The organism is Streptomyces sp. NPDC102258, from assembly GCF_055584685.1.
In genome coordinates, this window is the sequence record NZ_JBVJLO010000009.1 from 148,830 (window position 1) to 174,366 (window position 25,537).

20 protein-coding genes are annotated in these 25,537 nt (G+C 73.8%); 17 read left to right on the plus strand and 3 right to left on the minus strand.

Annotation, left to right across the window (positions count from 1 at the left end; translation table 11 throughout):
- The first annotated feature begins 207 nt into the window (after window positions 1-207).
- Both ACZ6ZT_RS17520 and ACZ6ZT_RS17525 read left to right on the plus strand, forming a co-directional pair.
- Entirely contained in the window at window positions 208-786 is a 579-nt protein-coding gene (locus ACZ6ZT_RS17520) for a TetR/AcrR family transcriptional regulator (protein WP_469720166.1), read from the plus strand.
- 154 nt (window positions 787-940) lie between these two features.
- A complete protein-coding gene (locus tag ACZ6ZT_RS17525) occupies window positions 941-3,139 on the plus strand; it encodes an MMPL family transporter (protein ID WP_469720042.1) in 2,199 nt (732 codons plus the stop codon).
- An 88-nt stretch (window positions 3,140-3,227) separates the two neighbouring features.
- On the opposite strand, the gene ACZ6ZT_RS17530 is transcribed toward ACZ6ZT_RS17525, so the two are convergent.
- Window positions 3,228-3,623 (minus strand): SsgA family sporulation/cell division regulator, encoded by a 396-nt coding sequence (locus ACZ6ZT_RS17530; RefSeq protein ID WP_469720043.1) that lies wholly within the window; start codon window positions 3,621-3,623, stop codon window positions 3,228-3,230.
- Window positions 3,624-3,799: 176 nt separating this feature from the next.
- Here ACZ6ZT_RS17530 and ACZ6ZT_RS17535 point away from each other — a divergent pair, with 176 nt between their 5' ends.
- Genes ACZ6ZT_RS17535 through ACZ6ZT_RS17550 form a run of 4 tightly spaced genes read left to right on the plus strand, consistent with a single transcriptional unit; the run spans window position 3,800 to window position 7,631 of the window.
- Window positions 3,800-4,870 carry an energy-coupling factor ABC transporter permease gene (locus ACZ6ZT_RS17535; protein WP_469720044.1) on the plus strand — a complete coding sequence of 357 codons (1,071 nt, stop codon included), beginning with the start codon at window positions 3,800-3,802 and terminating at the stop codon, window positions 4,868-4,870.
- A 1-nt stretch (window position 4,871) separates the two neighbouring features.
- Window positions 4,872-5,633 (plus strand): cobalt ECF transporter T component CbiQ, encoded by a 762-nt coding sequence (gene cbiQ, locus ACZ6ZT_RS17540; RefSeq protein WP_469720045.1) that lies wholly within the window; start codon window positions 4,872-4,874, stop codon window positions 5,631-5,633.
- Window positions 5,621-6,430, plus strand: a complete 810-nt coding sequence (locus ACZ6ZT_RS17545; protein WP_469720046.1) for an energy-coupling factor ABC transporter ATP-binding protein — start codon at window positions 5,621-5,623, stop codon at window positions 6,428-6,430. Before cbiQ ends, ACZ6ZT_RS17545 begins: the two co-directional genes overlap by 13 nt.
- 22 nt (window positions 6,431-6,452) lie before the next feature.
- Complete coding sequence (locus ACZ6ZT_RS17550; protein ID WP_469720047.1) at window positions 6,453-7,631, plus strand: serine hydrolase domain-containing protein; 1,179 nt, start codon at window positions 6,453-6,455, stop codon at window positions 7,629-7,631.
- A gap of 213 nt (window positions 7,632-7,844) precedes the next feature.
- Here the strand turns inward: ACZ6ZT_RS17550 and ACZ6ZT_RS17555 are convergent, their stop codons facing one another.
- Both ACZ6ZT_RS17555 and ACZ6ZT_RS17560 read right to left on the minus strand, forming a co-directional pair.
- Window positions 7,845-9,479: a penicillin-binding transpeptidase domain-containing protein gene (locus tag ACZ6ZT_RS17555; protein ID WP_469720048.1), complete on the minus strand. Its 1,635-nt coding sequence runs from the start codon at window positions 9,477-9,479 to the stop codon at window positions 7,845-7,847.
- Between the two features lie 145 nt (window positions 9,480-9,624).
- A complete protein-coding gene (locus ACZ6ZT_RS17560; protein WP_469720049.1) occupies window positions 9,625-11,391 on the minus strand; it encodes a dolichyl-phosphate-mannose--protein mannosyltransferase in 1,767 nt (588 codons plus the stop codon).
- A gap of 257 nt (window positions 11,392-11,648) precedes the next feature.
- Here ACZ6ZT_RS17560 and rsmI point away from each other — a divergent pair, with 257 nt between their 5' ends.
- From rsmI to ACZ6ZT_RS17615, 11 genes are all read left to right on the plus strand, one after another.
- Window positions 11,649-12,497 carry a 16S rRNA (cytidine(1402)-2'-O)-methyltransferase gene (gene rsmI / locus ACZ6ZT_RS17565; RefSeq protein WP_469720167.1) on the plus strand — a complete coding sequence of 283 codons (849 nt, stop codon included), beginning with the start codon at window positions 11,649-11,651 and terminating at the stop codon, window positions 12,495-12,497.
- 160 nt (window positions 12,498-12,657) lie between these two features.
- Complete coding sequence (locus ACZ6ZT_RS17570; RefSeq protein ID WP_469720050.1) at window positions 12,658-13,173, plus strand: hypothetical protein; 516 nt, start codon at window positions 12,658-12,660, stop codon at window positions 13,171-13,173.
- Window positions 13,174-13,183: 10 nt separating this feature from the next.
- Window positions 13,184-14,071 (plus strand): TatD family hydrolase, encoded by an 888-nt coding sequence (locus ACZ6ZT_RS17575; protein WP_469720051.1) that lies wholly within the window; start codon window positions 13,184-13,186, stop codon window positions 14,069-14,071.
- Window positions 14,072-14,216: 145 nt separating this feature from the next.
- Entirely contained in the window at window positions 14,217-15,773 is a 1,557-nt protein-coding gene (locus tag ACZ6ZT_RS17580; RefSeq protein WP_469720052.1) for a ubiquitin-like domain-containing protein, read from the plus strand.
- Window positions 15,770-16,672 carry a 16S rRNA (adenine(1518)-N(6)/adenine(1519)-N(6))-dimethyltransferase RsmA gene (gene rsmA / locus ACZ6ZT_RS17585; protein WP_469720053.1) on the plus strand — a complete coding sequence of 301 codons (903 nt, stop codon included), beginning with the start codon at window positions 15,770-15,772 and terminating at the stop codon, window positions 16,670-16,672. Before ACZ6ZT_RS17580 ends, rsmA begins: the two co-directional genes overlap by 4 nt.
- Window positions 16,669-17,589, plus strand: coding sequence for a 4-(cytidine 5'-diphospho)-2-C-methyl-D-erythritol kinase (locus ACZ6ZT_RS17590; protein WP_469720054.1), 921 nt, complete (start codon window positions 16,669-16,671; stop codon window positions 17,587-17,589). Before rsmA ends, ACZ6ZT_RS17590 begins: the two co-directional genes overlap by 4 nt.
- A 228-nt stretch (window positions 17,590-17,817) precedes the next feature.
- A complete protein-coding gene (locus tag ACZ6ZT_RS17595) occupies window positions 17,818-19,155 on the plus strand; it encodes an acyltransferase family protein (RefSeq protein WP_469720055.1) in 1,338 nt (445 codons plus the stop codon).
- A 28-nt stretch (window positions 19,156-19,183) separates the two neighbouring features.
- Window positions 19,184-20,980 (plus strand): ABC-F family ATP-binding cassette domain-containing protein, encoded by a 1,797-nt coding sequence (locus ACZ6ZT_RS17600; RefSeq protein WP_469720056.1) that lies wholly within the window; start codon window positions 19,184-19,186, stop codon window positions 20,978-20,980.
- A gap of 206 nt (window positions 20,981-21,186) precedes the next feature.
- Window positions 21,187-22,836, plus strand: coding sequence for an outer membrane protein assembly factor BamB family protein (locus ACZ6ZT_RS17605; RefSeq protein ID WP_469720057.1), 1,650 nt, complete (start codon window positions 21,187-21,189; stop codon window positions 22,834-22,836).
- A gap of 44 nt (window positions 22,837-22,880) precedes the next feature.
- Window positions 22,881-24,581: an outer membrane protein assembly factor BamB family protein gene (locus ACZ6ZT_RS17610; protein WP_469720058.1), complete on the plus strand. Its 1,701-nt coding sequence runs from the start codon at window positions 22,881-22,883 to the stop codon at window positions 24,579-24,581.
- 168 nt (window positions 24,582-24,749) lie between these two features.
- Window positions 24,750-25,442 carry a response regulator transcription factor gene (locus tag ACZ6ZT_RS17615; RefSeq protein ID WP_469720168.1) on the plus strand — a complete coding sequence of 231 codons (693 nt, stop codon included), beginning with the start codon at window positions 24,750-24,752 and terminating at the stop codon, window positions 25,440-25,442.
- The last annotated feature ends 95 nt before the right edge of the window (window positions 25,443-25,537 follow it).

The window sequence follows — 25,537 nt, forward strand, 5'->3', positions numbered from 1 at the left end:
GCAGGGGGGCGCGGCAACTCGTACAGGTGATCCACGCGTGACCCGCCCGTGCCGACCGGTGCGTGACCCACGCCACGCCCCGATCGAAACGGAACGGTTTCGTTTCGCTAGCGGGCGGGGTATCGTCTGAGGAGTACGAAACGGTTTCGTTCAGTTGCTTGCGGAGAGGGGGTCGCCATGAAGGGAAGCTGCCGGGTGGGCGACGTCATGTCGGCCCGGCGCAGCCGGATCACCCCCGAACGCGAGGCCGAACTCCACGGGGCGGTCCTCGACCTCCTGCGCGAGGTCGGTTACGAGGCGCTGACCATGGACGCGGTCGCCGCCCGTACGAAGTCCAGCAAGGCCACCCTCTACCGCCAGTGGGGGAGCAAGCCGGAGCTGGTCGCCCAGGCCCTGCGGTGCACCCAGCCGGTCTCCCTGCGGGAGATCGACACGGGCACGCTGCGCGGGGACATCGCCCTGATGGTCGAGCGGTCCGACGACGCGCAGATGGCCAAGGACACCGCGCTCATGCGGGGTCTGACCCATGCCGTCCACGAAAGCCCGGAACTCCACCGGGCGCTGCGCGACCTGCTGGTGGACCCGGAACTGAACGGTCTCCAGGAGATGCTCCGGCGCGCTGTGGAGCGGGGTGAGATCCGGCCGGACTGTCCGGCGCTGGATTTCGTGCCGCACATGCTCATCGGGGCGTTCATCGCGCTCCCGCTGATCGAGGACCGGCCTGTCGACCGGGCGTTCCTCGGCCAGTTCGTCGACGCCGTCGTCTTCCCCGCCCTCGGCGTCTGACTCCCCGCGCACCGCAGCACCCGTACCCGTACTCGTATCCGTACCGCCTGCCTTTTCCGCTGTTCCTGACACGCCGCTCTCGTCGTCGGGCCGGCTTTTGACGCCCTGATCCGTCCCGGATCCATCCCACGACCTGAAACGGGAGAACCACGACGTGGCCACCTTCCTCTACCGGCTCGGCCGAGGTGCCTTCAGGCGCCGCGGCCTCGTCGCCCTCGTCTGGGTGGCGCTGCTGTTCGCCGCGGGCTTCGGCGCCGCGACCGCCTCGGCACCCACCTCCGGCTCGTTCTCCATACCCGGCACGGAGGCCCAGAAGGCCTTCGACCTGCTGGACAAGAAGTTCCCGGGCATGGCCGCCGACGGCGCCACCGCCCGGATCGTCGTCAAGGCCCCGGCCGGCGCCAAGGTCACCGACCCGGCGCCCAAGGCCGAGGTCGAGAAGCTCATCTCCGGCCTGAAGGGCGGCGCCGGCGCCGCCCAGATCGCCAGCGTCGAGGACCCGTACCAGACCAAGGCGGTGAGCCAGGACGGCACCACCACCTACGTCAGCGTGAAGTACAAGGTCAGCGGGATGGAGCTGAAGGACGACACCCGCGACGCGCTCAAGGACTCCGGCCACGACGCGCAGCGCGCCGGGCTCCAGGTGGAGATCGGCGGCGACGCGCTGATGGAGGCGCCCGAGACCGGCTCCGGCGAGGTCATCGGCATCATGATCGCGGCGATCGTCCTCGTCATCACCTTCGGTTCGCTGATCGCGGCCGGGCTGCCGCTGCTGACCGCGCTGATCGGCGTGGGCATCGGCGTCTCCTCCATCACCGCGCTCGCCAACGTGCTGGACCTCGGCTCCACCACCTCCACCCTCGCGATGATGATCGGCCTCGCGGTCGGCATCGACTACGCGCTCTTCATCGTCTCCCGCTACCGCGCGGAGCTCGCCGAGGGCCGCGAGCGCGACGAGGCGGCCGGCCGGGCCGCCGGAACCGCTGGTTCCGCAGTCGTCTTCGCCGGTCTGACCGTGGTCATCGCCCTGGTGGGCCTGGCCGTCGTCAACATCCCGATGCTGACCAAGATGGGTGTCGCGGCCGCCGGAACGGTGGTCATCGCGGTGCTCGTCGCCCTCACCCTCGTCCCGGCCATCCTCGGCTTCGCGGGCAAGAAGGTGCTGCCCGCCGGTACGAAGAGCAGGCTGTTCGGCAAGGGCAAGCCGGCCGGCGCCCAGCCCAAGGCCAACGGCGGCACCCGCTGGGCCCGCTTCGTCCTGCGCCGCCCGGTCATGGTGCTGCTGGTCGGCGTCATCGGCCTCGGCGCCATCGCGATCCCGGCGAGCAGGCTGGAGATGGGCCTGCCGGACGACGGCTCCAAGCCCACCTCCACCAGCCAGCGCAAGGCGTACGACCTGCTGTCCGAGGGCTTCGGCCCCGGCTTCAACGGCCCGCTGATGGTGGTCGTCGACGGAGACAAGGCGCTCGCCGACTCCACCGCCGAGCGGATCAAGGGCCTGGACGGGGTGGCGGCCGTGATGCCGCCGGTGCAGAACGAGGCCAAGGACGCGGCGATCGTCAGCGTCATCCCGAAGGACCGGCCGTCCTCCGTCGAGACCGAGGACCTGGTCCACTCGATCCGCGAGGGCAACGGCAAGGACGTGTTCGTCAGCGGCCAGACCGCGATGAACATCGACTTCTCGCAGAAGATGAACGACGCGCTGCTGCCCTACCTGGCGCTCGTGGTCGGCCTCGCCTTCCTGCTGCTGATGCTGGTCTTCCGCTCGGTCCTGGTCCCGCTGAAGGCGGCGCTCGGCTTCCTGCTGTCGGTCGTCGCCGCCCTCGGCGCGGTCGTCGCGGTCTTCCAGTGGGGCTGGCTCGGCTCGCTCTTCGGGGTGGAGCAGACCGGTCCGATCATGTCGATGATGCCGATCTTCATGGTCGGCGTGGTCTTCGGCCTGGCCATGGACTACGAGGTCTTCCTGGTCACCCGGATGCGTGAGGCGTACGTCCACGGCGAGCGCCCGGGCCAGGCCGTGGTGACCGGCTTCCAGTACAGCGCCCGGGTGGTCGTGGCCGCCGCCGTCATCATGATCGCCGTCTTCTCCGGCTTCCTCGGAGCGAGCGACGCGATGGTGAAGATGATCGGCTTCGGCCTGGCCGTGGCCGTCCTCTTCGACGCCTTCGTGGTCCGCATGGCCATCGTGCCGGCGGTGCTGGCGCTGCTCGGCCACAAGGCCTGGTGGCTGCCGAAGTGGCTCGACCGGATCCTGCCGAACGTCGACGTGGAGGGCGAGAGCCTGCGCAAGCACCTCGGCGACGCCGGTTCCGGTGGCGACCCGGACAAGGACCGCGAGCTGGTCAACGCCTGACGCCTGACGCGCGCCCAAGCATGACAGCGGCGGCCCCGCACCCGGAATCCCGGGTGCGGGGCCGTCGCGCGTGATCCGGCGGCGGGCGTTAGGCCGGCCGGGTGGCGGTGGCGTACGTACGGCGTAGGAAGCGGCGCAGCGCCGCGATGTCGAACTGGATGACGGCGACCCCCTCCGGGGAGTGGAACTCGACGATCGCCTGCACCCGCCCGCACGGCCAGATGCGGACGTCCCCGGTCCCGGTCGGCGCCGACAGGCCCGCCTCCAGCAGGGCGCGCGGGAAGACCCACTCGTTGTCGGTGTCCTCGGGGGACAGCTCCGCCGGGAAGACGACGCGTACGGCGAGCGGCTCCGCCGAGGTGAAGCGCAGCGCGACGGGGATCGCCCGGTAGAGGGGGTCGTCACTGATCACGCGGGCGCGTACGCGCTCCTCGACGGCGGTCGCGGTCACGGTCGCTGGGGGGTTCTCGGCGGTGGCTGACATCGGCCAGACTCCTCGAATTCGGAACATATGAGTCCGTTTGTCCGTCCAGACTCGCACATTCCCACGAATCCGCGCGGCACTATTTGTGACGCAGCCGCTCTTGCCAACCATTTGCAACTGGGCACTATCCTTGAACGGTTAAACAGCTTGTGAGGAAGAGGAAGCGGAGCCGCTCCATGCATGTGCCCGACGGATTCATCAACGCACCCGTCTCGGTGGCCGCCGGAGCAGTGGCCGCCACCGCCGTCGCGGTCAGCCTGCGCGGCGCCCGCCGCGAGCTCGACGAACGCACCGCCCCGCTGGCCGGCCTGGTCGCCGCCTTCATCTTCGCCGTGCAGATGCTGAACTTCCCGGTCGCCGCCGGCACCAGCGGCCACCTCCTCGGCGGCGCGCTCGCCGCCATACTCGTCGGCCCCTACACCGGCGTGCTCTGCGTCTCCGTCGTCCTGCTCATGCAGGGCATCCTCTTCGCCGACGGCGGCCTGACCGCCCTCGGCGTCAACATCGCCAACATGGCGGTCGTCACCGTCGTCGTCGCGTACGCCGTCTTCCGCGGGCTCCTCAAGGTGCTGCCCGCCGGCCGGCGCTCGGTCACCGTCGCCGCCTTCGCCGGGGCCCTGCTCTCGGTGCCCGCCGCGGCCGTCATGTTCACCCTCTTCTACGCCCTCGGCGGGACCACCGACGTCTCCCTGGGCAAGGTGTTCACCGCGATGGTCGGCGTGCACGTCCTCATCGGCATCGGCGAGGCCGTCATCACCGCCGCGACCGTCGGCGCCGTGATCGCCGTACGGCCCGACCTGGTGTACGGGGCGCGCGGCCTCGCCACCCCGCTGAAGCTGCGCGTGGACGGCGAACTCGTCGACGCCCCGGCGCCCGCCCCGGTCGCCTCCCCGGCCGCCGTTCCCGCCGCCGCCCGCTCCACCCGGGCCGTGTGGGCGACCGGCCTGGTCACCGCCCTCGTCCTCGCCGGCTTCGTCTCCTACTACGCCTCCTCCAGCCCCGACGGCCTGGAGAAGGTCGCCGCCGACAAGGGCATCGACGCCAAGGCGCGGGAGCACGCCGCCGCCGGTTCCCCGCTCGCCGACTACAGCGTCAAGGACGTCGGCGACGCGCGCCTGTCCGGCGGCCTCGCCGGCGTCATCGGCGTCGGCGCGACCATCGTCGTGGGCACCGGGATCTTCTGGACCGTGCGCCGCCGCCGCGCGCAGGACCTGACCGCCGCCTCCACGGCCGCCCCCGTCCGCTGACATGGGGGCCGGACACGCGCACAAGCTCTACCGGCACGGGCACTCGCCCGTCCACGAGCTGCCGCCGCACTGCAAGATCGCCGCGACGTTCGCGTTCGTGATCATCGTCGTCTCCACCCCGCGCGAGGCGATGTGGGCCTTCGGCCTGTACGCCGTCCTCCTCGCGGCCGTCGCCGCGCTGGCCCGCGTACCGGCCGGATTCCTGCTGCGCCGGCTGCTGATCGAGATCCCGTTCGTGGCCTTCGCCGTGCTCATGCCCTTCGTGGCCGAGGGCGAGCACGTACGGGTCCTCGGCCTGTCGCTGAGCCTGTCGGGCCTGTGGGGCGCCTGGAACGTACTGGCCAAGGGCACCCTCGGCGTGGCCGCCTCCGTCCTGCTCGCCTCCACCACCGAACTGCGCGCCCTGCTCCTCGGGCTCCAGCGGCTGAAGCTCCCGCCGCTGCTGGTCCAGATCGCCTCCTTCATGATCCGCTACGGGGACGTGATCACCGACGAGCTGCGCCGGATGTCCATCGCCCGCCGCTCGCGCGGGTTCGAGGCGCGCGGGATCCGCCACTGGGGCGTGCTCGCCAAGACCGCCGGCGCGCTGTTCATCCGCTCCTACGAGCGCGGCGAACGCGTCTACCTGGCCATGGTCAGCCGCGGTTACGCCGGCTCCATGCCGGTGATCGACCACGTCACGGCCGGCCGCGCCCAGTGGGCGTACGCCGCCGTGCTCCCGGTGACGGCGCTCGCCGTCTGTCTGATGGGATGGACGCTGTGACCGCTCCTTCCGCCTCCGCACCCGCCCCCGCCCCCGACCGTCCGGCCCCCTCCCTGGAGGTGTCCGGCGTCGCGTACGCCTACCCCGACGGCCATCAGGCGCTCTTCGGCGTCGACCTGACCGTCGCCGCCGGGGAACGGGTCGCGCTGCTCGGCCCCAACGGCGCCGGCAAGACCACCCTCGTCCTCCACCTCAACGGCATCCTCGGCGGCGGCGTCGGCACCGTGACCGTCGCCGGGCTGCCCGTGGAGAAGCGCAACCTCGCCGAGATCCGCCGCCGGGTCGGCATCGTCTTCCAGGACCCCGACGACCAGCTCTTCATGCCGACCGTCCGCGAGGACGTCGCCTTCGGCCCGGCCGCCGCCGGGCTGCGCGGCGCCGAGCTGGAGGCGCGGGTGCGCGAGGCGCTCGAACAGGTCGGCATGGCGGAGTTCGCCGACCGGCCGCCGCACCACCTGTCCTTCGGGCAGCGCCGCCGGGTCGCGGTGGCGACCGTACTGGCGATGCGGCCCGAGATCCTCGTCCTCGACGAGCCCTCCTCCAACCTGGACCCGGCCTCCCGGCGCGAGCTCGCCGACATCCTGCGCTCGCTGGAGGTGACCGTCCTGATGGTCACCCACGACCTGCCGTACGCGCTGGAGCTGTGCCCCCGCGCGGTCATCCTCAGCGAAGGGGTCATCGCCGCCGACGGCCCCACCGCCGGCCTGCTGTGCGACGAGGCGCTGATGGGCGCCCACCGCCTGGAGCTGCCGTTCGGCTTCGATCCCCGGACGGCCGCGGCGCGGCGGCCGGCATAAGGGCCGGTCGGAGGTTGTTCGGGTGAACGTGGACAGGAACACGGCGGATATCCAGGGCGCGGTGGACGAGGGCTACGAGCCCGTCAGGGACGCCTTCGCGCGGAACTTCGAGGTGCTCGGCGACCGGGGAGCGGCCGTCGCCGTGTACCGGGACGGCCGCAAGGTCGTCGACCTGTGGGCCGGCACGAAGGACGCGAACGGCTCCGAGCCGTGGGGCGAGGACACCGCCCAGATCGTGCGCTCCGCGACCAAGGGCGTGGCCGCCGGCGTGGCGCTGCTGCTGCACCAGCGCGGGCTGCTGGACCTGGACGCGCCGGTGGCCTCGTACTGGCCGGAGTTCAAGGCGGGCGGCAAGGACCGGACCCTGGTCCGCCAGCTGCTCGCCCACCAGGCGGGCGTCCCCGCGCTGGACCGGGGCCTGACCACGGCCGAGGCCGCCGACGGCGTCTCCGGGGCCCGGGCGGTGGCCGCGCAGACGGCCTTCTGGGAGCCGGGCACCGCGCACGGCTACCACGCCCAGACCTTCAGCTGGCTGCTGTCCGAGCTGGTCCTGCGGGCCACCGGGCGCACGGTGGGCGGGATCCTGGCCGAGGAGATCGCCGAGCCGCTGGGCCTGGACTTCTGGATCGGGCTGCCGGAGGACCAGGAGCACCGGGTGGGCCGGGTGGCGCCGGTCGAGCCGCCGCAGGGGGCGGGGCAGCTGAGGACCCGGCCGAGGCGAAACGTTTCGGAGGCGTACGCGGACCCCGAGTCCCTCACCCGGCGCGCGTTCGCCGCCATCGATCCCGCGCCGGACGAGAACGACCCCGTCTACCGGGCCGCCGAACTCCCCGCCTCCGCCGGCATCGGCACGGCCCGGGCGCTGGCCCGCTTCTACGCCGCCACGGTGGGGGTGGTCGAGGACGGCGCGCGGATCTTCACCCCGGCCACGACCGCCCTCGCGGGCCGGGAGTTCGCGGCCGGCGCCGACCGGGTGCTGGTCGTGAACACCCGCTTCGGCCCCGGCTTCATGCTGCACGGCCCCGCGTCGCCGCTGCTGTCGCCCGCGTCCTTCGGGCATCCGGGGCGGGGCGGCTCGCTGGCGTTCGCCGACCCGGAGGCGGGCGTCGGCTTCGGCTACGTCACCAACGCCCACGCCAAGTCGGTCACCGCCGACCCGCGCGCCCAGGCGCTGGTCCGCGCACTACGCACCTGCCTCTAGGCCTGCGGCCCGCGTACGGGGGGCCGGCGCGGCGGCGGTACGGGTGCTTTCGGGTGCGGCGCCGTTGCCGGGGGCCAGCCCCCGGACCCCCGCGCCTCAAACGCCGGCGGGGCTGATTTTTGCCGGCCGGGGCCGGCTCCGCGCAGCGGCCCGGCCTGCGGGCCGGGGCGAAGCCGGGCGTTCGGCCGCGGCCGGGCCGTGCGGGCGACAGGGTCAGGAAGACAGGACCTGGGCGACGATCGGGCCCGCCGCGTCCGCGCCGTGGCCGCCGCCTTCGACCATCGCGGCGGCGGCGACGTCGCCGCTGTAGCCGGTGAACCAGCTGTCCGGGCTCGCCGCGCCGTCGACCTCCGCCGAGCCGGTCTTCGCGCCCTTGTCGGAGCCGCCGACCGGGGACATCGCCGTCGCCGCCGTTCCGCTCGTGGCGGTCTGCCGCATCATCCGCACCAGCTGCGCCGACACCCCCGGCGCCAGGGGGCGGGAGGCGGTGGCCAGCGGGCGGCCGTCCAGGGAGGCCTTCACGAGGACCGGCTGGCGGAACATCCCCGTGCGGGCCGTCGCCGTGATGGAGGCGATGTTCAGCGGGTTCATCCGGATCGCGCCCTGTCCGATGTACTCGGCGGCCGCCGCCGGGCCCGAGGTCACCGGGACGGAGCCGTCCTGCGAGGGGATGCCGGTCTTCCAGTCCAGCCCGATGCCGAACGCGTCCTTCGCCACCCGCGGCAGCGCGCCGCTGTCCTTCACGTCGTCGATGAGGCTGATGAAGGCGGTGTTGCAGGACTTGGCGAAGCTGTGCGCGAAGGGCTGGCCGTGCGAGGAGAAACCGTCCTGGTTGCGGAAGACCTTGCCCTCCCACGAGGCGCTCGGCGGGCACTCCGCCGGCCGGTCCGCCGCGACCAGCCCCTTCTCCAGCAGCATCGCCGCCGTCACGATCTTCATGGTCGAGCCGGGGGCCCGCCCGCCCAGCATCGCCGCGTTGAAGCCGTCTCGGCGGTGGTTGGCCACCGCCAGGATGTCGCCCGTGCTGGGCTGGACGGCGACGACCGAGGCCTCGGCGTGCGCGGCCACCGCCTTCTCGGCGGCCGCCTGCACGTCCGCGTCCAGGACGGTCTCGATCTGCCCGGCCTTGCCCTCGGCCAGCGTCAGCAGGGTCCGCTTGGGGGCGTCGGCGGAGGCGGGTTCGATCCACACCTCGACGCCCGGGGTGCCGCCGGCCTTCTCCCCGTACGTCTTGCGCAGCGCGTCCAGCACCGGCCCCAGCGACGGGTACCGCTCGGCCGTCAGCTCCTTGCCGTGCCGGTCGACGGCCTTGACCGGCGGGCTCGCCGGGGTGCCCGCCCGCAGCCGTTCGTCGCGCTGGAGCTGCGGGTGGATCACCGAGGGCTGCCAGTCGACGAGGGCCTTGCCGGTGGTGGCGCCGCGGACGACGGTCAGCTGGGAGTCGTAGGCGAGGGGCTTGACCGTGCCCTCGTAGGTGATCTCGGCCTCGACCTTGAACGGCACGGTGGTGCCGTTCGGCGTGCCGGGGGTGATGACGGCCTTCGACACGTACGCCTTGGCCCTGTAGTCGGCGACCGCCGTCCGCGCGGCCTGCGCGTTGTTCGTCAGGTCCGCCGCCGCGCGGTCGTCGCCGGACGCCCAGGCGGCGAGGAACGCCCGGGCGGTCTCCGCCGTCTCCCGCTCGGTGACCGGCCCGCTCGTCTTCTGCGCACTGCGCGCGCTGCCGGCCGGCTCGCCGGTCCCGCCGCCACCGCCGTCCCCGACCAGGCTGTAGACCCCGTACCCCGCCCCGCCGGCCATCGCGAGAAACACCCCGCCGACGATGGCACCCTTCGCCGCCCCGTTCATGCGTTCCCTCCCCAGGAACCCCCGTTCTCTGAACGTGTTCAAAGAACTCCTGGTGCGGACCTTACGCTGTGCGCGCACGCCACCACGCTGTTATCACCGGACCGTGATGTCGTACGCGTCACACACCGGACGTCGGCTCGGACCGCTAGACCCAGGTGTCCAGCCACATGCGGCCGCGCCAGGAGTCCATCGGGAGGGTGCCGCCGGTGTAGATCGGCCAGAAATAAATGAAGTTCCAGACGATGAGCAGGACCAGGACGCCCGCCGTGATCGCGCCCAGCGCGCGCCGGCGTTCCGTCGAGCCCGCCGGGCCCAGCAGGGCGCCGATCATCATCGCCACCGCCAGGCACAGGTACGGGACGAAGACGACCGCGTAGAAGTAGAAGATGGTCCGCTCCTGGTAGTTGAACCAGGGCAGCAGGCCGGCGGTCAGCGCGCACGCGATGGCGCCCGCCCGCCAGTCACGGCGGAAGAACCACCGCCACAGCACGTACAGCAGCGCGAAGCAGCCCGCCCACCACAGCAGCGGGGTCCCCAGGGCCAGGACCTCGCGGGCGCACTTGCCGGCTTCGGTGGCCGGGCAGCCGTCGGTGCCGGGCGAGGGGGACTCGTAGAAGTAGGAGACGGGACGGCCGAGGACGAGCCAGCTCCACGGGTTCGACTGGTAGGTGTGGCCCGAGGTCAGGCCGACGTGGAAGTCGTAGACCGTCGTCTCGTAGTGCCACAGGCTGCGCAGCCACTCGGGGAGGAAGGACAGCGAGCTGTGCTGGTCGTTCTTGGCGGCCCAGTCGCGGAAGTAGCCGCCCTTGCCGTTGTCCGGGCTCAGGATCCAGCCCAGCCAGGACGCCAGGTACACGCCGATGGCGACGGGGACCGTCGACAGGAACGCGGGCAGCGCGTCGCGGCGCAGCATCGCCGCGTACGGGGAACCCGCGCCGGCGGTGCGGCGCGCGGCCGCGTCCCACAGCACGGTCAGCACGCCGAAGAAGGCCAGCACCACCAGGCCGTTCCACTTGGTGCCGAAGGCGAGGCCGAGGCAGACGCCGGCCAGCAGCCGGTACGGGCGCCAGCCCAGCCGCAGCGTCCGGGCGACGTGCGGGTCGGGGCGCGGCCGGTCCTCCTCGTCGAGCGGGAGCGCCGCCGCGAGCCGGGCCCTGGCCCGGTCGCGGTCGATGAGCAGCGCGCCGAAGGCCGCCAGGACGAAGAACATCAGCACGAGGTCGAGGAGGGCGGTGCGGCTCATCACCAGGTGCAGGCCGTCCACCGCCAGCAGCGCGCCCGCCAGGCAGCCCAGGAAGGTGGAGCGGAAGAGCCGGCGGCCGATCCGGCACAGCATCAGGACGGACAGGGTGCCGAGCAGGGCGGTCATGAACCGCCAGCCGAAGGGGTCGAAGCCGAACACCCACTCGCCGAGCCCGATCACCCATTTGCCGACGGGCGGGTGCACGACGTAGCCGGGGTCCAGGGGCAGCGGGACGCCGTCGGGATTCGACAGGATCGACTTGTCGATATCTTTGGGCCAGCTCGCCTCGTAGCCCTGCCGGATGGTGGCCCACGCGTCCTTGGCGTAGTACGTCTCGTCGAATATCACCGCCTTGGGGCTGCCGAGGTGCGTGAACCGCAGCACGCCCGCGACCAGCGTGATCAGCAGCGGCCCGGCCCACGCCATGACCCGCTGCCAGGCGCCCCGGCTCGCCTCGGGCACGCCGAGCGCCGTCCAGAGCTGGGCGGACGGGCGGGCGTACGGGGGCACGAGGCGGGTGCGGACGTCACCGGCCGGACCGGCCGGCGCGTAGCCGAAGCCCCGCAGGCGGCGCAGCCAGACGGACGGCTCGGGCGCGGAGTCGCCCGCGCCCGTCGGGACGGGCGGGGCCCCCGCGGGGCTGGGCGGCGGCGTCGCGGTACTGGTCACCGGGTCATCGTAGGGAACACGGCTGGGGGAGCCCCAGTCCCCGGCCCGTCCCCGCGTGAGTCGCCGCCGTTCCCGGCCCGTTCACCGCCCCGGCTGCGGGCACGGCTGCGGGTACGGCCGCGCCGGTCCGGATGGGCGGGCGCCGCCGGTCCGGGAGCGCCGGCCGCCGCCGATGAGAGGATGGCCGGGTGACAGCCGAACAGTCCCGCACCGCCGAAGCCGCCTCCCCGCTCTCCCCGGCCTCCCCGGCCGGCGGCGTGCTCGTCCTGGCCGGAACCCCCATCGGGGACCTCGCCGACGCCCCGCCCCGGCTCGGCGCCGAACTGGAGCGGGCCGACGTCATCGCCGCCGAGGACACCCGCCGGCTGCGCCGTCTGACGCAGGGGCTCGGCGTGCACACCACCGGCCGGGTGCTGTCGTACTTCGAGGGCAACGAGTCCGCCCGGACCCCGGAACTCGTCGAGGCCCTGGAGGTCGGCAAGCGGGTGCTGCTGGTGACGGACGCGGGCATGCCCTCGGTGTCCGACCCGGGCTACCGGCTCGTCGCCGCTGCGGTGGCGAAGGACATCCGGGTCACCGCCGTTCCCGGGCCCTCCGCCGTACTCACCGCGCTCGCGCTGTCGGGGCTCCCGGTGGACCGGTTCTGCTTCGAGGGGTTCCTGCCCCGCAAGGCCGGCGAGCGCCTGGGCCGGCTCCGCGAGGTGGCGGGCGAGCGGCGCACGCTCGTCTACTTCGAGGCGCCGCACCGGCTGGACGACACCCTGGCTGCCATGGCCGAGGTCTTCGGCGCCGACCGGCGGGCCGCCGTCTGCCGGGAACTGACCAAGACGTACGAGGAGGTCAAGCGCGGCGGCCTCGGCGCCCTCGCGCAGTGGGCCGCCGAAGGGGTGCGCGGCGAGATCACCGTCGTGGTGGAGGGCGCCCCGGCCGCCGCGCCCGGCGACGTCGACGCCGAGGAGCTGGTGCGCAGGGTGCGGGTGCGCGAGGAGGCGGGCGAGCGGCGCAAGGAGGCCATCGCGGCGGTCGCCGCAGAAGCAGGGCTACCCAAGCGCGAGGTCTTCGACGCGGTCGTTGCGGCAAAGAACGCGGCACAAACGGTGCCGTAAATCGGTAAAGAGCCGACCTGAAAAGCAAAGCTCAGACCGTGCACCGGCGCTTTTGGGCATGACTGGCCCAAAGGCCGTCCAACACTGGACAGGACCTGATGCGCTCCCGCCCGAAGAGGCGTCCACTGGCAATGGCACCAGTGGAACAAGAGGAGCTGGCATGAGCGAGATCGCAGACACCCCGGTACCCGCACCCGTCGCCGTTTCGGACGCCCCCGTCTCCACACCTGCCGTACAGACCGTGCACGAGGCGTACTCCTTCGCGTGCATGAAGTGCGGCTACGGGTGGGAGCAGGCCTACGCGATAGAACACCACGTCGACGGCAAGGGTCAGCCGTTCATCATGTACACGGTCAAGGGTGAGCGGGTGCCCTCCCCGCTGTCCAACCCGACGTGCCTGAACTGCGGCGGACACGTCGTACGGATCATGCGCGCGGGCCAGGTCTCCTCGGTGCTCGGCATGCTCGACCAGCTCTACCACCACCGCGTCGCCCCGGGCATCGCCGGGCCGGTCCCGGCCGGCGCCGACGTCCCGCGGCCCCCGAAGCAGCGCGAGGCGGCGCGGCGCAAGGCCGCGCCCTCGCACGACGCCCCAGGGCCGGTCGCGGTCGACGCGGCGTCGGAGCAGCGCCGGGGCTGGTTCGGCCGTCTGCTGGGGCGCCGCCGCCGGTCATAAGATCGGCCGTATGACACGCGAAGACAAGCCGGGGGCGAAGGACGCCCCGCCGCCGCTGCCCGAACCCCTCCGGGTGGCGGTGGCCGACTCGCACACCCACCTCGACATGCAGTCCGGCACCGTGGCGGAGGGCCTGGCCAAGGCCGCCTCGGTGGGCGTGACCACGGTCGTCCAGGTGGGCTGCGACGTGAAGGGTTCCCGGTGGGCCGCCGAGACGGCCGCCGCGTACGAGAACGTGCACGCGGCGGTGGCCCTGCACCCGAACGAGGCCCCGCGCATCGTGCACGGGGACCCTGGGGGCTGGTCGCGCCAGGGGGTGCGGGCCGGCGGCGGAGAGGCGGCCCTCGACGAGGCGCTGGCCGAGATCGAGGCGCTGGCCGCGCTGGACCACGTCAAGGCGGTCGGCGAGACCGGACTCGACCACTTCCGCACCGGGCCGGAGGGGATGGCCGCGCAGGAGCGTTCCTTCCGGGCCCACATCGAGATCGCCAAGCGGCGGGGCAAGGCGCTGGTCATCCACGACCGCGACGCCCACGCGGACGTGCTGCGCGTGCTGCGGGAGGAGGGGGCGCCCGAGCGGACCGTCTTCCACTGCTACTCCGGGGACGCCGAGATGGCCCGCGCGTGCGCGGCCGCCGGGTACTACATGTCCTTCGCGGGGACCGTCACCTTCAAGAACGCCGCGCCGCTGCGGGAGGCCCTCGCGGTGGCCCCGCTGGAGCTGGTGCTGGTCGAGACGGACGCCCCGTACCTCACTCCCGCGCCGTACCGCGGGCGGCCGAACGCGCCGTACCTCATTCCGCTGACGGTACGGGCGATGGCGGCGGTCCGCGGCCTGGATGAGGACGCCATGGCCACGGCGCTGGCCGCCAACACGGCGCGTGCCTTCGGGTACTGACGCACGCACCCGGACGCACACACCCGGACACACACACCCGTTCGCCCGACACGCTGGGTAGTCGAACGGCTTTGGCGCGTGACGGCCGCTCCCGTTAGGGTGCCGTGCCCGAACCAGCCGGGGCCGGACCAGTGGAGCGAGCGACGTGAGCGATACCCAGGGCAGTCACCGCCGTGCCCCCTGGCCGGAGCCGGCCCCACCGCCCGCCCCCGGCGCCGAGCCCGGGGTGCCGGCGCCCCGGGCCGAGGGCCGGCGGGCCGGGCGGCGCCGCAAGGGGGCCGACCGGGAGCCCGCCCCGGCCGCCGCCGCCCCGGCCCCCGCCCCCGCCCGGGCCGGCGGCCGCCGCCGGGCCGGAGCCGCCGCGCCCCCGGAGCCGGCCGGCCGCCGCCGGGGCGCCGCCGCCGGCCCGGACACCACCCCCGCCGGCCCGGATCCCGATGCCCCTCCGGCCGGCCGCCGCCGGGCCAGGGTCCCCGCCCCGGCCCCCGGAGCCGGCCCCGCCCCCGCCCCCGGCGGCACCGGACGCCGTCGGGCCGTGCCCGTACCGGCCGCCGGCGGGGACGCCCCGGCCGGGCGGCGCCGCCGGGCGGCGGCCCTCACGCCCGTCCCCCGCGACAGCTGGCGGCGCATCGTGCCGCAGGCCCTGGTGGTGGCCTTCCTCGCGGGCGGCACCACGGCCTTCGTCGCCGCCGACAAGGCCGTCCGCCTCACCGTCGACGGCGTCCCCCGCACCCTGCACACCTTCGCCGGGAGCGTCGACGACCTCCTCGACGCCGAGGGCCTCGGCGTCGGCCCCCACGACCTCGTCGCCCCCGCCCGCGCCTCCGCCCTCGACGACGGCGAGGAGGTCGTGCTGCACTACGGCCGGCCCCTGCACCTCACCCTCGACGGCCAGAGACGCCAGGTGTGGACCACCTCCCGCACCGTCGAGGGCGCCCTGCGCCAGCTCGGCGTCCGCGTCGAGGGCGCCTACCTCTCCGCCCCCCGCACCGCCCCCGTCCCCCGCTCCGGCCTCACCCTCGGCGTGCGCACCGAACGCGGGGTCACCTTCATGGCCGACGGCCGCGAACGCACCATCCGCACCAACGCCGCCACCGTCCGGGAGGCCCTCGACCAGGCCGGCATCACCCTGCAGGGCGAGGACACCACCTCCGTGGCGCCCGATTCCTTCCCCCGCGACGGCCAGACCGTCACCGTGCTCCGCATCACCGGCACCCGCGAGGTCCGCGAGGAACGCATCCCGTACACGACCGAGCGGGTCGACGACGACACCCTCTTCGCCGGCACCGAGGTCGTCGAGCGCGCCGGGCGGCCCGGAGCGCGCCGGGTCACGTACGGGTTCCGTACGGTCAACGGGGTCCGCCAGGAGCCGCGCAGGCTCGCCGAGGAGGTGGTCCGGGAGCCGGTCGACCAGCTCGTCAAGGTCGGTACGAAGCCGCTGCCGGGCTCCGTCGCGGGCGCCGACGGCCTCGACTGGGACGCGCTCGCCCGCTGCGAGTCCGGCGGCCGGGCCTCCGCCACCGACGCCTCGGGCACCTACGGCGGCCTCTACCAGTTCGACGTACAGACCTGGCAGGCCCTCGGCGGCAGCGGCCGCCCGCAGGACGCCCCGGGCGAAGAGCAGACGTACCGGGCGAAGAAGCTCTACGTGCAACGGGGGGCGAGCCCCTGGCCCCACTGCGGCCGTAGGCTTTACCGGTGAGCACCGCAGAGCAGCAGCCCCCCGCGACCCCTTCCGACGCCCTCCTCGGCCCGGCCGACATCCGAGAGCTGGCCGAGGTCCTCGGCGTACGCCCGACGAAGCAGAAGGGCCAGAACTTCGTCATCGACGCCAACACGGTGCGCCGGATCGTACGGACCGCCGAGGTGCGGCCGGACGACGTGGTCGTCGAGGTCGGCCCCGGGCTCGGCTCGCTGACGCTCGCCCTGCTGGAGGCCGCCGACCGGGTGGTCGCCGTCGAGATCGACGACATCCTGGCGGCCGCGCTGCCCGCCACCGTCGAGGCGCGGATGCCGCACAAGAAGGACCGGTTCGCCCTCGTCCACTCCGACGCGATGCTGGTGACCGAGCTGCCCGGCCCGGCGCCGACCGCGCTGGTGGCGAACCTGCCGTACAACGTGGCCGTGCCGGTGCTGCTGACCATGCTGGACCGCTTCCCCACCATCGAGCGGACCCTCGTCATGGTCCAGGCCGAGGTCGCCGACCGGCTCGCCGCCCGCCCCGGCAACAAGGTGTACGGAGTCCCCTCGGTCAAGGCCAACTGGTACGCGGACGTCAAGCGGGCCGGCTCCATCGGCCGCAACGTCTTCTGGCCCGCCCCGAACGTCGACTCCGGACTCGTCTCCCTGGTGCGCCGCGCCGAGCCGGTGAAGACCACCGCGTCCAAGGCGGAGGTCTTCGCGGTCGTCGACGCCGCCTTCGCCCAGCGCCGCAAGGGCCTGCGCGCGGCCCTGGCCGGCTGGGCCGGCTCCGCCGCGGGCGCCGAGGCGGCCCTGACCGCCGCCGGCATCGCGCCGCTGGCCCGGGGGGAGTCCCTGACGGTGGAGCAGTTCGCGGCGATCGCCGAGCACAAGCCCGCCGCCGAGCGGCCCGCCCTGTGAGCGCCGCCCCGGGCGCGGGCGTGACCGTACGGGTCCCCGCGAAGGTCAACGTCCAGCTGGCGGTGGGGGCGGCCCGCGCCGACGGCTTCCACGACCTGGCCAGCGTCTTCCTCGCCGTCTCGCTGTTCGACGAGGTGACGGCGACCCCGGCCGGCGCGCTCACCGTCACCTGTACCGGCCCCGACGCCGGCCAGGTGCCGCTGGACCGTACGAACCTCGCCGCGCGGGCCGCCGAGGTCCTGGCCGCCCGGGCCGGCGTCGAGCCCGCCGTCCACCTGCACATCGCGAAGAACATCCCCGTCGCGGGCGGCATGGCGGGCGGCAGCGCGGACGGCGCGGCGGCCCTGCTGGCCTGTGACGCGCTGTGGAAGCTGGACACCCCGCGCGCGGAACTGCTCGCCCTGTGCGCGGAGCTGGGCAGCGACGTCCCCTTCAGCCTGGTCGGCGGCGCGGCCCTCGGCACCGGGCGGGGCGAGCTGCTCACCCCCGTCCCGGCGGGCGCCTTCCACTGGGTGTTCGCCGTCGCCGACGGCGGGCTGTCCACTCCGGCGGTGTTCCGGGAGTTCGACCGGCTGACCGAGGGCGTCGACGTACCGGCGCCGCAGGCCTCCCCGGCGCTGCTGGCCGCGCTCGCCGCCGGCGACCCGGACGCCCTCGCCGCCACCCTGACCGGGGCCAACGGCCTCCAGCCGGCCGCGCTCTCGCTGCGCCCGCGGCTGGCGGCCACCCTCGCGGCGGGCACCGAGGCGGGCGCGCTGGCCGCGCTGGTCTCCGGTTCCGGTCCCACCACGGCCTTCCTGGTGCGCGACCCGGAGTCCGCCGAGAAGGTCGCGGCGGCGCTCGACGCCTCCGGAACGTGCCGCGCCACCCGGATCACCGCCTCCCCGGCCCCCGGGGCGACGGTGCTGCCCGCCTGAGGCCGCGGGGCCGGGATGCCGCGCGGCGCCGTCCGGCGGCCCGGCGCCCACGGCCCCGTCCCGGCCCGCTCCTCACCCACCGTCCCCCGGCCCCCGCTCCCGCCGCGCTGTCCGGCGGCCCGTCGCCGGGTCTCGCCCCGCTCCCGCCGCGGCGCCCCGGGGTACCTAGGCGGCGGATGAGTATCCGCGCCCTGTCGACGGCCCGCCCGGGCGCGGGACGGTGTGGGCATGACAGTCAGCGCGCGCGCCATGGCCGCGGCCACCCCCACCGCCCGGGACCGCTACGTCGACCTCCTGCGGGTGGCCTCCCTCGCCACCGTCGTCCTCGGCCACTGGCTGATGGCCGCGGTCGGCCCGGACGGCATAGGCAACCTGCTCGCCCTGGTCCCGCCGCTCCAGGTGCTCACCTGGGCCCTCCAGGTCATGCCGGTCTTCTTCTTCGTCGGCGGGTTCTCGCACGCCCTGTCGTACCGCTCGCTGGAGCGCCGGGCCGGCGGGCGGCCCGCGTACGCGGCCTTCCTGCGTGCCCGCCTGCACCGGCTGCTGCGCCCCACGCTGGTGTTCGTCCTGCTCTGGGCCGCCCTCGCGCTGGCCGTGCAGCTCGCCGGGCACGGCGGCGGCCCGCTGACCGGCGCCGCGCTGCGGATGGTCACGCAGCCGCTGTGGTTCATCGGGATCTACCTCGCCATGGTGGCCCTCACCCCGCCGCTGCTGCGGCTGCACGCCCGCCGCGGCTGGGCCGCCTTCGCCGCCCTCGCGGGGGCCGCCGCGCTGGTCGACGTCCTGCGCTTCGCGCTCGGCGTCCCGTACGTGGAGTTCCTGAACTTCGCCCTCGTCTGGCTCGCCGTGCACCAGCTCGGCTTCCTGCGCGCCGACGGCCGCCTCACCCGGCCCGGCGCCCTCGCCGCCGCCGGGGCGGCCGGGGCCGTCCTGCTGGTGGCGCTGGGCCCGTACCCGCTGTCCATGGTCGGGATGCCCGGCGAGAAGGTCTCCAACATGGCCCCGCCCTCCCTGGCCCTGCTCTGCCACGGCATGTGGCTGGTCGGCGCCGTCCAGCTGCTCGCCCGGCCCGCCGGGGCCTGGCTCGCCCGCCCGCGGGTCTGGCACGGGGTCGTCGCCGCCAACGGCGTCGCCATGACGGCCTTCCTGTGGCACCTCACCGCCATGCTGGGCGTGTACGCGGCCCAGCTCGCCCTCGGCCCCGCCCTGCCCGAGCCCGCCACGGCCGGCTGGTGGGCGCAGGTGCCGGTACGGATCCTCCTCGCGGCCGCCCTGACCGCCCTGCTCGTCGCCTGCTTCCGGCGCTTCGAGGCCCCGGCCGCGCGGGGCGCCCGTACCGGGTCCGGGACCGCCGGCGGCGGGCCGGCCGCCGCGGCCGGGATCACCCTGTGCCTGCTCGGCGTCCTCGGCCTGTCCCTGACCGGCCTCGGCGGCCTGCTGGAGGGCCACACCGCCGTCCTGATCGCCCTGCCGGTCACCGCTCCGGCCGCCATCGGCATGGTGCTCGCGGGCGCCTTCCTGGTGGAACGGTCGGGGTCGGCGCGGAGCGTTAGGCTGAGGGGCTGATCCACACCCCTTCCCTGGAGCGCGTCTGATGGCCGTCAATCTGGTCAATGTCGAGGCAGTCAGCAAGGTGTACGGCACCCGTACCCTGCTCGACGGCATCTCCCTCGGCGTATCCGAGGGGGACCGGATCGGTGTCGTCGGCCGCAACGGCGACGGCAAGACCACCCTCATCCGGATGCTCGCCAAGCTGGAGGAACCCGACAGCGGCCGGGTCACCCAGAACAGCAGCCTCCAGATGGGCGTCCTCACCCAGCACGACTCCCTGGACCCCTCGGCCACCATCCGCCGCGAGATCATCGGGGACATGGCCGACCACGAGTGGGCCGGCAACGCCAAGATCCGCGACGTGCTGACCGGCCTCTTCGGCGGCCTGGACCTGCCCGGCTTCGGCCAGGGCCTGGACACCGTCATCGGCCCGCTCTCCGGCGGCGAGCGCCGCCGCATCGCGCTCGCCCAGCTGCTCATCGCCGACCAGGACCTCCTCGTCCTCGACGAGCCCACCAACCACCTCGACGTCGAGGGCATCTCCTGGCTGGCCAAGCACCTCCAGGAACGCCGCTCGGCGCTCGTCTGCGTCACCCACGACCGTTGGTTCCTCGACCAGGTCTGCACCCGCATGTGGGACGTGCAGCGCGGCGCGGTCCACGAGTACGAGGGCGGCTACAGCGACTACGTCTTCGCCCGCGCCGAGCGCGACCGCATCGCCGCCACCGAGGAGTCCAAGCGGCAGAACCTGATGCGCAAGGAGCTGGCCTGGCTGCGCCGCGGCGCCCCCGCGCGCACCTCGAAGCCGCGCTACCGCATCGAGGCCGCCAACGAGCTGATCGCCGACGTGCCGCCGCCGCGCGACACCTCCGAGCTGATGAAGTTCGCCAACGCCCGCCTCGGCAAGACGGTCTTCGACCTGGAGGACGTGACCGTCCAGGCCGGCCCCAAGACCCTGCTCCAGCACCTCACCTGGCATCTGGGCCCCGGCGACCGCGTCGGCCTCGTCGGCGTCAACGGCGCCGGCAAGACCTCCCTGCTGCGCGCCCTCGCCGAGGCCGCGCGCACCCAGGGCGACGTCCAGCCCGCCGCCGGCACCGTCACCGTCGGCAAGACGGTCAGGCTGGCCTACCTCTCCCAGGAGGTCGGCGAACTCGACCCGTCGCTGCGCGTCCTGGAGGCCGTCCAGCGCGTGCGCGACCGCGTCGACCTCGGCAAGGGCCGCGAGATGACGGCGGGCCAGCTGTGCGAGCAGTTCGGCTTCACCAAGGAGAAGCAGTGGACGCCCGTCGGCGACCTCTCCGGCGGTGAGCGGCGTCGGCTGCAGATCCTGCGGCTGCTGATGGACGAGCCCAACGTCCTCTTCCTCGACGAGCCCACCAACGACCTCGACATCGAGACCCTGACGCAGCTGGAGGACCTCCTCGACGGCTGGCCCGGGTCGATGATCGTGATCTCCCACGACCGGTTCTTCATCGAGCGCACCACCGACACGGTGATGGCGCTGCTCGGCGACGCCAGCCTGCGGATGCTGCCGCGTGGGCTCGACGAGTACCTGGAGCGCCGGCAGCGGATGATCGAGGCGGCCGCCCCGGCGCCCGCCCCGGCCGCCGCCAAGTCCTCCTCCTCGGGCGACTCGCGCGCCGCGAAGAAGGAACTCCAGAAGATCGAGCGGCAGCTGAACAAGATGTCGGACCGCGAGTCGAGCCTGCACGCGCAGATCGCCGAGCACTCCACCGACTACGACAAGGTCGCCAAGCTCGACACGGAGCTGCGGGAACTCATCGCCGAGCGCGACGACTTGGAGATGCGCTGGCTGGAACTGGCCGAGGACGCCTGAGCGGCGGCCCGCACGGGCCGCCCCGTACCGGCGTCGGGTGGCCGGACGGCGCCGGTGCGGGCGCCCGGATAACGGCCTCGTCACGGGCCGGTCCGCCCTTGGGAACAGGGGCCGGACCGGCCCGTCGCATGTCAGCCACGAGTGATAGAAAGGGGCGGTTCCCGCCGTCCCCCCTCTCCACCGCCCGACGCCGAAGGTATGCGCTGATGACCGAGCCGCCCCAGCCGCCGAACCAGCCGCCGCCGCCCTCCGGTTACGGACACCTGCCGGGACCGCCGCCGCCGGGGTACGGGTACCCGCCGCAGGGCGCCAACCCGTACGCCCAGCAGCCGCAGCAGTCTCCGCCCCCCTATCCGCCGCAGGGCGGTTACGGTTTCCCGCCGCCCGGTATGCCTCCCGTCCCGCCCGGCGCGCCCGCGCCCGGCGGTCCCGGGGCGGGCCGCCGCAAGACGGCGGCCCTGATCGCGGCGGCCGTCGCGGGCGTCCTCGTCCTCGGTACGGGCGCCTGGTTCGTCTTCGCCGCGGACGACGGCACCGACCCGAAGCCGCCGCTCGCACAGGGCTCCGCCTCCGCCGGCTCGCAGCCCTCCGCCTCCCCGTCGGTGGACGACGGCGACGGCTCCGGCAACGGCGGCCCCGAACGGGGCGACCTCAACGCGGGGCGCAAGCAGGGCGAGGACAAGGTCCTGTGGCTGAAGACCGCCAAGCTCCAGGGGCCCGGCGCGGGCATCCCCACCAAAGGCCAGTGGGTGGTCGGGGACACCGTCGTCAAAACCCTCGACAAGGGCTTCGTCGGCTACGCCGTCACCGACGGCAAAGAGCGCTGGAAGGCCGACGCGGGCGCCGAGATCTGCGGGCTCACCGACCAGACGACCCCCGACGGCAAGACCGTCGTCCTCGTCAAGGACGGCGACGGCTCCAACGCCGACTGCAACCGGCTGAAGCTGATCGACCTGAAGGCGGGCAAGGAGGTCTGGACGAAGGAAGTCCAGAAGGAGGGCCTCTTCGACAGCGCCATCGACGCCTCCGTCGCCTTCACCGGCGACACCGTCGTCGTCAACCGGCTGGGCGGCACCAGCGCCTTCCGGCTCAGCACCGGCGAGCGGCTCTTCGCCGGGGGCGGCCGCGAGGGCTGCCGGCCGGACGCGTACGCCGCCGGCAACGGCAAGCTGATCGGCATCGCCACCTGCCTGGACGACGACCACACCGTCGAGATCCAGGACGCCGACCCGCTGACCGGCCAGAAGACCTGGTCCTACCGGCTCCCCAAGGGCTACCGGGTGAACGCCGTCTACTCGGTCAACCCGACCGTCGTCGACGCCTCGAACCGCGACACCAAGCAGCGTTCCATCATCTCGCTGGGCCCCGACGGGCAGAAGCGCGCCACCATGTCCGCCGACGGCAACTTCGCGGTCAACTGCGGCGCCAGTGGCAGCGCCAGCGGCCTGCAGAGCTGCGCCGGCCAGGCCGTCGACGGCGACACCCTGTACCTGAACACGGACGGCGACGAGGCCACCGGTAACGAGATCGTCGCCTTCGACCTCGCCACCGGCAAGGCCAAGTGGCGCACCCGCGCCGGGCACAAGAAGGCGTTCAGCCCCCTCAAGGCGGCGAACGGGCAGCTGACGGCCTACCGCACCAGCGCCCTGGACGAGCCCGGCGAGATCGTCTCGCTGCCGGCCGGCGGCGGTTCGCCCCAGGTGCTCCTGCGCCTGCCCTCGGGCCCCGCGGCGCGGATCGAGGGATCCTTCATGTTCGCGAAGCGGTCCTACGAGGGCGGTCGTTTCTTCCTGTCCGTGACCTCGCTGCAGGGCGACGGCGAGGACGAGAAGCTCCTGATGGTCTTCGGCAAGTGAACGAGTCCACCGAGCCGCCCAGCGAGAGGCAGTAGCACCCCAAGATGAGCACCCCGAGTACCCCGCCGCCGCCCCACCAGCCGCCCCCGGGCGGTTACGGCGCGCCCCCGCCGGTCCCCCCGCTCCCGCCGAACGCCCCCCAGCCGCCGGCGCACCCCCCGGCCCAGCCGCCGGCGCCGCAGCAGCAGCCCGGTTACGGCTACCCGCAGTCCCCGCCGGGCTACGGCTACCCGCCGCAGTCCCCGCCCGCTTACGGCTACCCCCAGCAGCCGGCCCCCGCCCCGCAGGCTCCGGCCCGCACTGGTGGCGGCGGCGAGGTACGCACCCAGCTGATGATCGTCGGCGCGGCCGTGCTCGCCATGGCCCTGATCATCGGCGGCGGCTTCTGGTACGTCTCCGGCGACGACGCCCCCGGCACGCCGCGCCCCGCCGCGAGCGGCGGCGACTCCCCGGGCGGCGACAAGCCGGCCGCGGCCGGCGGCTCGGAGAAGGTGCCGGCCAACACCAAGTCGCGGCTGGTGGCCAAGGTCCCGAGCCCGACCCCGGCCGACGTGGTCTCCGTCGACGGCTCCTGGCTGACCGACAGCACCTACGTCAAGTCCGACGTCGGCAAGGTGGTCGGCTACAACCTCGTCGACGGCGGCAAGAAGTGGGAACTCCCGCTCCCCGGCAACGTCTGCGGCGCCACCAAGCACATCAGCGGCGACAAGTCGGCCATCCTCTTCGCGGAGACCATGGCGAGCGACGCCAACAAGTACCCGCAGTGCACCCAGGTCGGCGTGATCGACCTGAACGCCGGCAAGCTGCTGTGGTCCGCCAACGCCAAGTCCTCCACCGGCGGCGACAAGCCGGTGGCCTTCACCGAGGTCACCCTCAGCGGCCAGACGGTCGCCGCGGGCGGCCTCAGCGGCGGCGCCGCCTGGAACCTCGCCGACGGCAAGTCCCTGTGGGCCCCGAAGACCGACGGCGAAGGCTGCTACGACCTCGGCTACGCGGGCGGCGAGGCCCTCGCCGTCCTGCGCAAGTGCGGACGCAGCGGCAACCAGACCCTCCTCGCCCAGTCCCTCGACCCGGCCAGCGGCGCGCCCAAGTCCTCTTACAAGCTGGCGCCCGGCATCGAATGGGCCGGCATCATCTCCACGAAGCCGCTCATCGTCGCGGCCAACGTCGGCAACACCGCCAAGAACGCCACCAACGTCAGCGACCTGTTCGTCATCGACGACGGGGGCCAGCTGAAGGCCCACATCGGCCTCTCGGACGGCAACTACGCGCCCAAGTGCCCGGCCACCGAGGTCGAGCAGTGCGCCAACATGGTCGTGGGCAACGGCAAGGTCTACCTGCCCACCTACGAGCACCAGGGTTCGGCCTCCGTCGGCCGCACCAACGAGATCGTCTCCTTCGACCTGGAGACCGGCAAGGCCACCTCCGACCGCGCCGACGCGGGCGAGCGGTTCACCATGGCCCCGCTGCGCATGGACGGGTCGAGCATCATCGCCTACAAGGAACCGCCGTACGACGGCGGCGGCCAGATCGTCAGCATCGACGGCAAGACGATGAAGGAGACCCTGCTGATGCAGAACCCGGTGGACACCACCGGGAAGCGCACCGAGACGAACTTCTCGCCCGAGTTCTCGGAATACCGCTACCACAACGGCCACCTCTTCATCGCCCGGACGATGGTGCGCAAGCCGTACTCCGACAAGGGCGACCCGGAGTACCTCTTCGTCTCCTACCTCGCGAACTGAGCGCGGCCGGGCCCGGAGCGGCCGGGCCCGCGGCGATCGGGCCTTGAGTGATCCGGCCAGGAGCCCCCGGAAGATCAGCCCTTCCGGGGGCTTCTCGCGGTTACCGGCACGCCCCGTCGAACAAGCGTGTAGCTTGCCGGGTCAGATGGATCTGGGGTGGGAGCCTTGATGGGCGTACGGGTCGTGGTGGTCGACGAGCACCGGCTGCTGGCCGAGGCGCTCGCCTCTGCCCTGAAGCTGCGCGGGCACCGGGTACTGGCGGCCGCCGCGCCGACGGCCGGCGCCGCCGAGCTGGTCATCGGCCGGGCACCGGAGGTGTGCCTGTTCGGCACCGCCACCCCCGCCGAGCCGGGGGTCTTCGAGCCCGTCGCCCGGATCCGGCGGGAACGCCCGCAGATCGCCGTCGTGGTGCTCGGGCCGGTCCCCAACCCGCGGGGCATCGCGGCCGCGTTCGCCGCCGGAGCGGCGGGCTACGTACGCCACGACGAGCGCGTCGAGGGAGTGGAACGGGCCCTGGCCAAGGCGCGGGCGGGGGAGGCGGCGGTCTCCCCGCAGCTGTTGCAGGGGGCCTTCGCGGAGCTGCTGAACCCGGCCGCCCAGCCCGACGACGAGGGCAGCCGGCTGCTGCGGCTGCTGACCCCGAGGGAGGTGGAGGTGCTCGTCCGGGTCGCGGAGGGGGAGGACACCCGGCTCATCGCCGCCGGGATGGAGATCGCGCCGAGCACCGCCCGGACGCACGTGCAGCGGGTGCTGATGAAGCTGGGCGTGGGCTCCCGCCTGGAGGCGGCCGCGCTGGCCGCCCGTACCGGACTCCTCGACCGGGCGGGGCTGCCGGCTCAGGGACGGCCGTCGGCGGGGTGAGACCGCGGGGCGGGGCGAGACCGTACGCCGTGATGAGGTCGAACGGCGGGCGATTTCCCCGGAAGCGCTCGATCCGGTAAGCAGGCGGTGCACGC

Bases quoted from the DNA above. Each gene is read 5' to 3' on its own strand.
- ACZ6ZT_RS17520 (WP_469720166.1), top strand. From the start codon at position 208: ATGTCGGCCCGGCGCAGCCGGATCACCCCCGAACGCGAGGCCGAACTC.
- ACZ6ZT_RS17530 (WP_469720043.1), bottom strand. From the start codon at position 3,623: ATGTCAGCCACCGCCGAGAACCCCCCAGCGACCGTGACCGCGACCGCC.
- ACZ6ZT_RS17535 (WP_469720044.1), top strand. From the start codon at position 3,800: ATGCATGTGCCCGACGGATTCATCAACGCACCCGTCTCGGTGGCCGCC.
- cbiQ (WP_469720045.1), top strand. From the start codon at position 4,872: ATGGGGGCCGGACACGCGCACAAGCTCTACCGGCACGGGCACTCGCCC.
- ACZ6ZT_RS17545 (WP_469720046.1), top strand. From the start codon at position 5,621: ATGGACGCTGTGACCGCTCCTTCCGCCTCCGCACCCGCCCCCGCCCCC.
- ACZ6ZT_RS17555 (WP_469720048.1), bottom strand. From the start codon at position 9,479: ATGAACGGGGCGGCGAAGGGTGCCATCGTCGGCGGGGTGTTTCTCGCG.
- ACZ6ZT_RS17570 (WP_469720050.1), top strand. From the start codon at position 12,658: ATGAGCGAGATCGCAGACACCCCGGTACCCGCACCCGTCGCCGTTTCG.
- ACZ6ZT_RS17575 (WP_469720051.1), top strand. From the start codon at position 13,184: ATGACACGCGAAGACAAGCCGGGGGCGAAGGACGCCCCGCCGCCGCTG.
- ACZ6ZT_RS17595 (WP_469720055.1), top strand. From the start codon at position 17,818: ATGACAGTCAGCGCGCGCGCCATGGCCGCGGCCACCCCCACCGCCCGG.
- ACZ6ZT_RS17600 (WP_469720056.1), top strand. From the start codon at position 19,184: ATGGCCGTCAATCTGGTCAATGTCGAGGCAGTCAGCAAGGTGTACGGC.
- ACZ6ZT_RS17605 (WP_469720057.1), top strand. From the start codon at position 21,187: ATGACCGAGCCGCCCCAGCCGCCGAACCAGCCGCCGCCGCCCTCCGGT.
- ACZ6ZT_RS17610 (WP_469720058.1), top strand. From the start codon at position 22,881: ATGAGCACCCCGAGTACCCCGCCGCCGCCCCACCAGCCGCCCCCGGGC.
- ACZ6ZT_RS17615 (WP_469720168.1), top strand. From the start codon at position 24,750: ATGGGCGTACGGGTCGTGGTGGTCGACGAGCACCGGCTGCTGGCCGAG.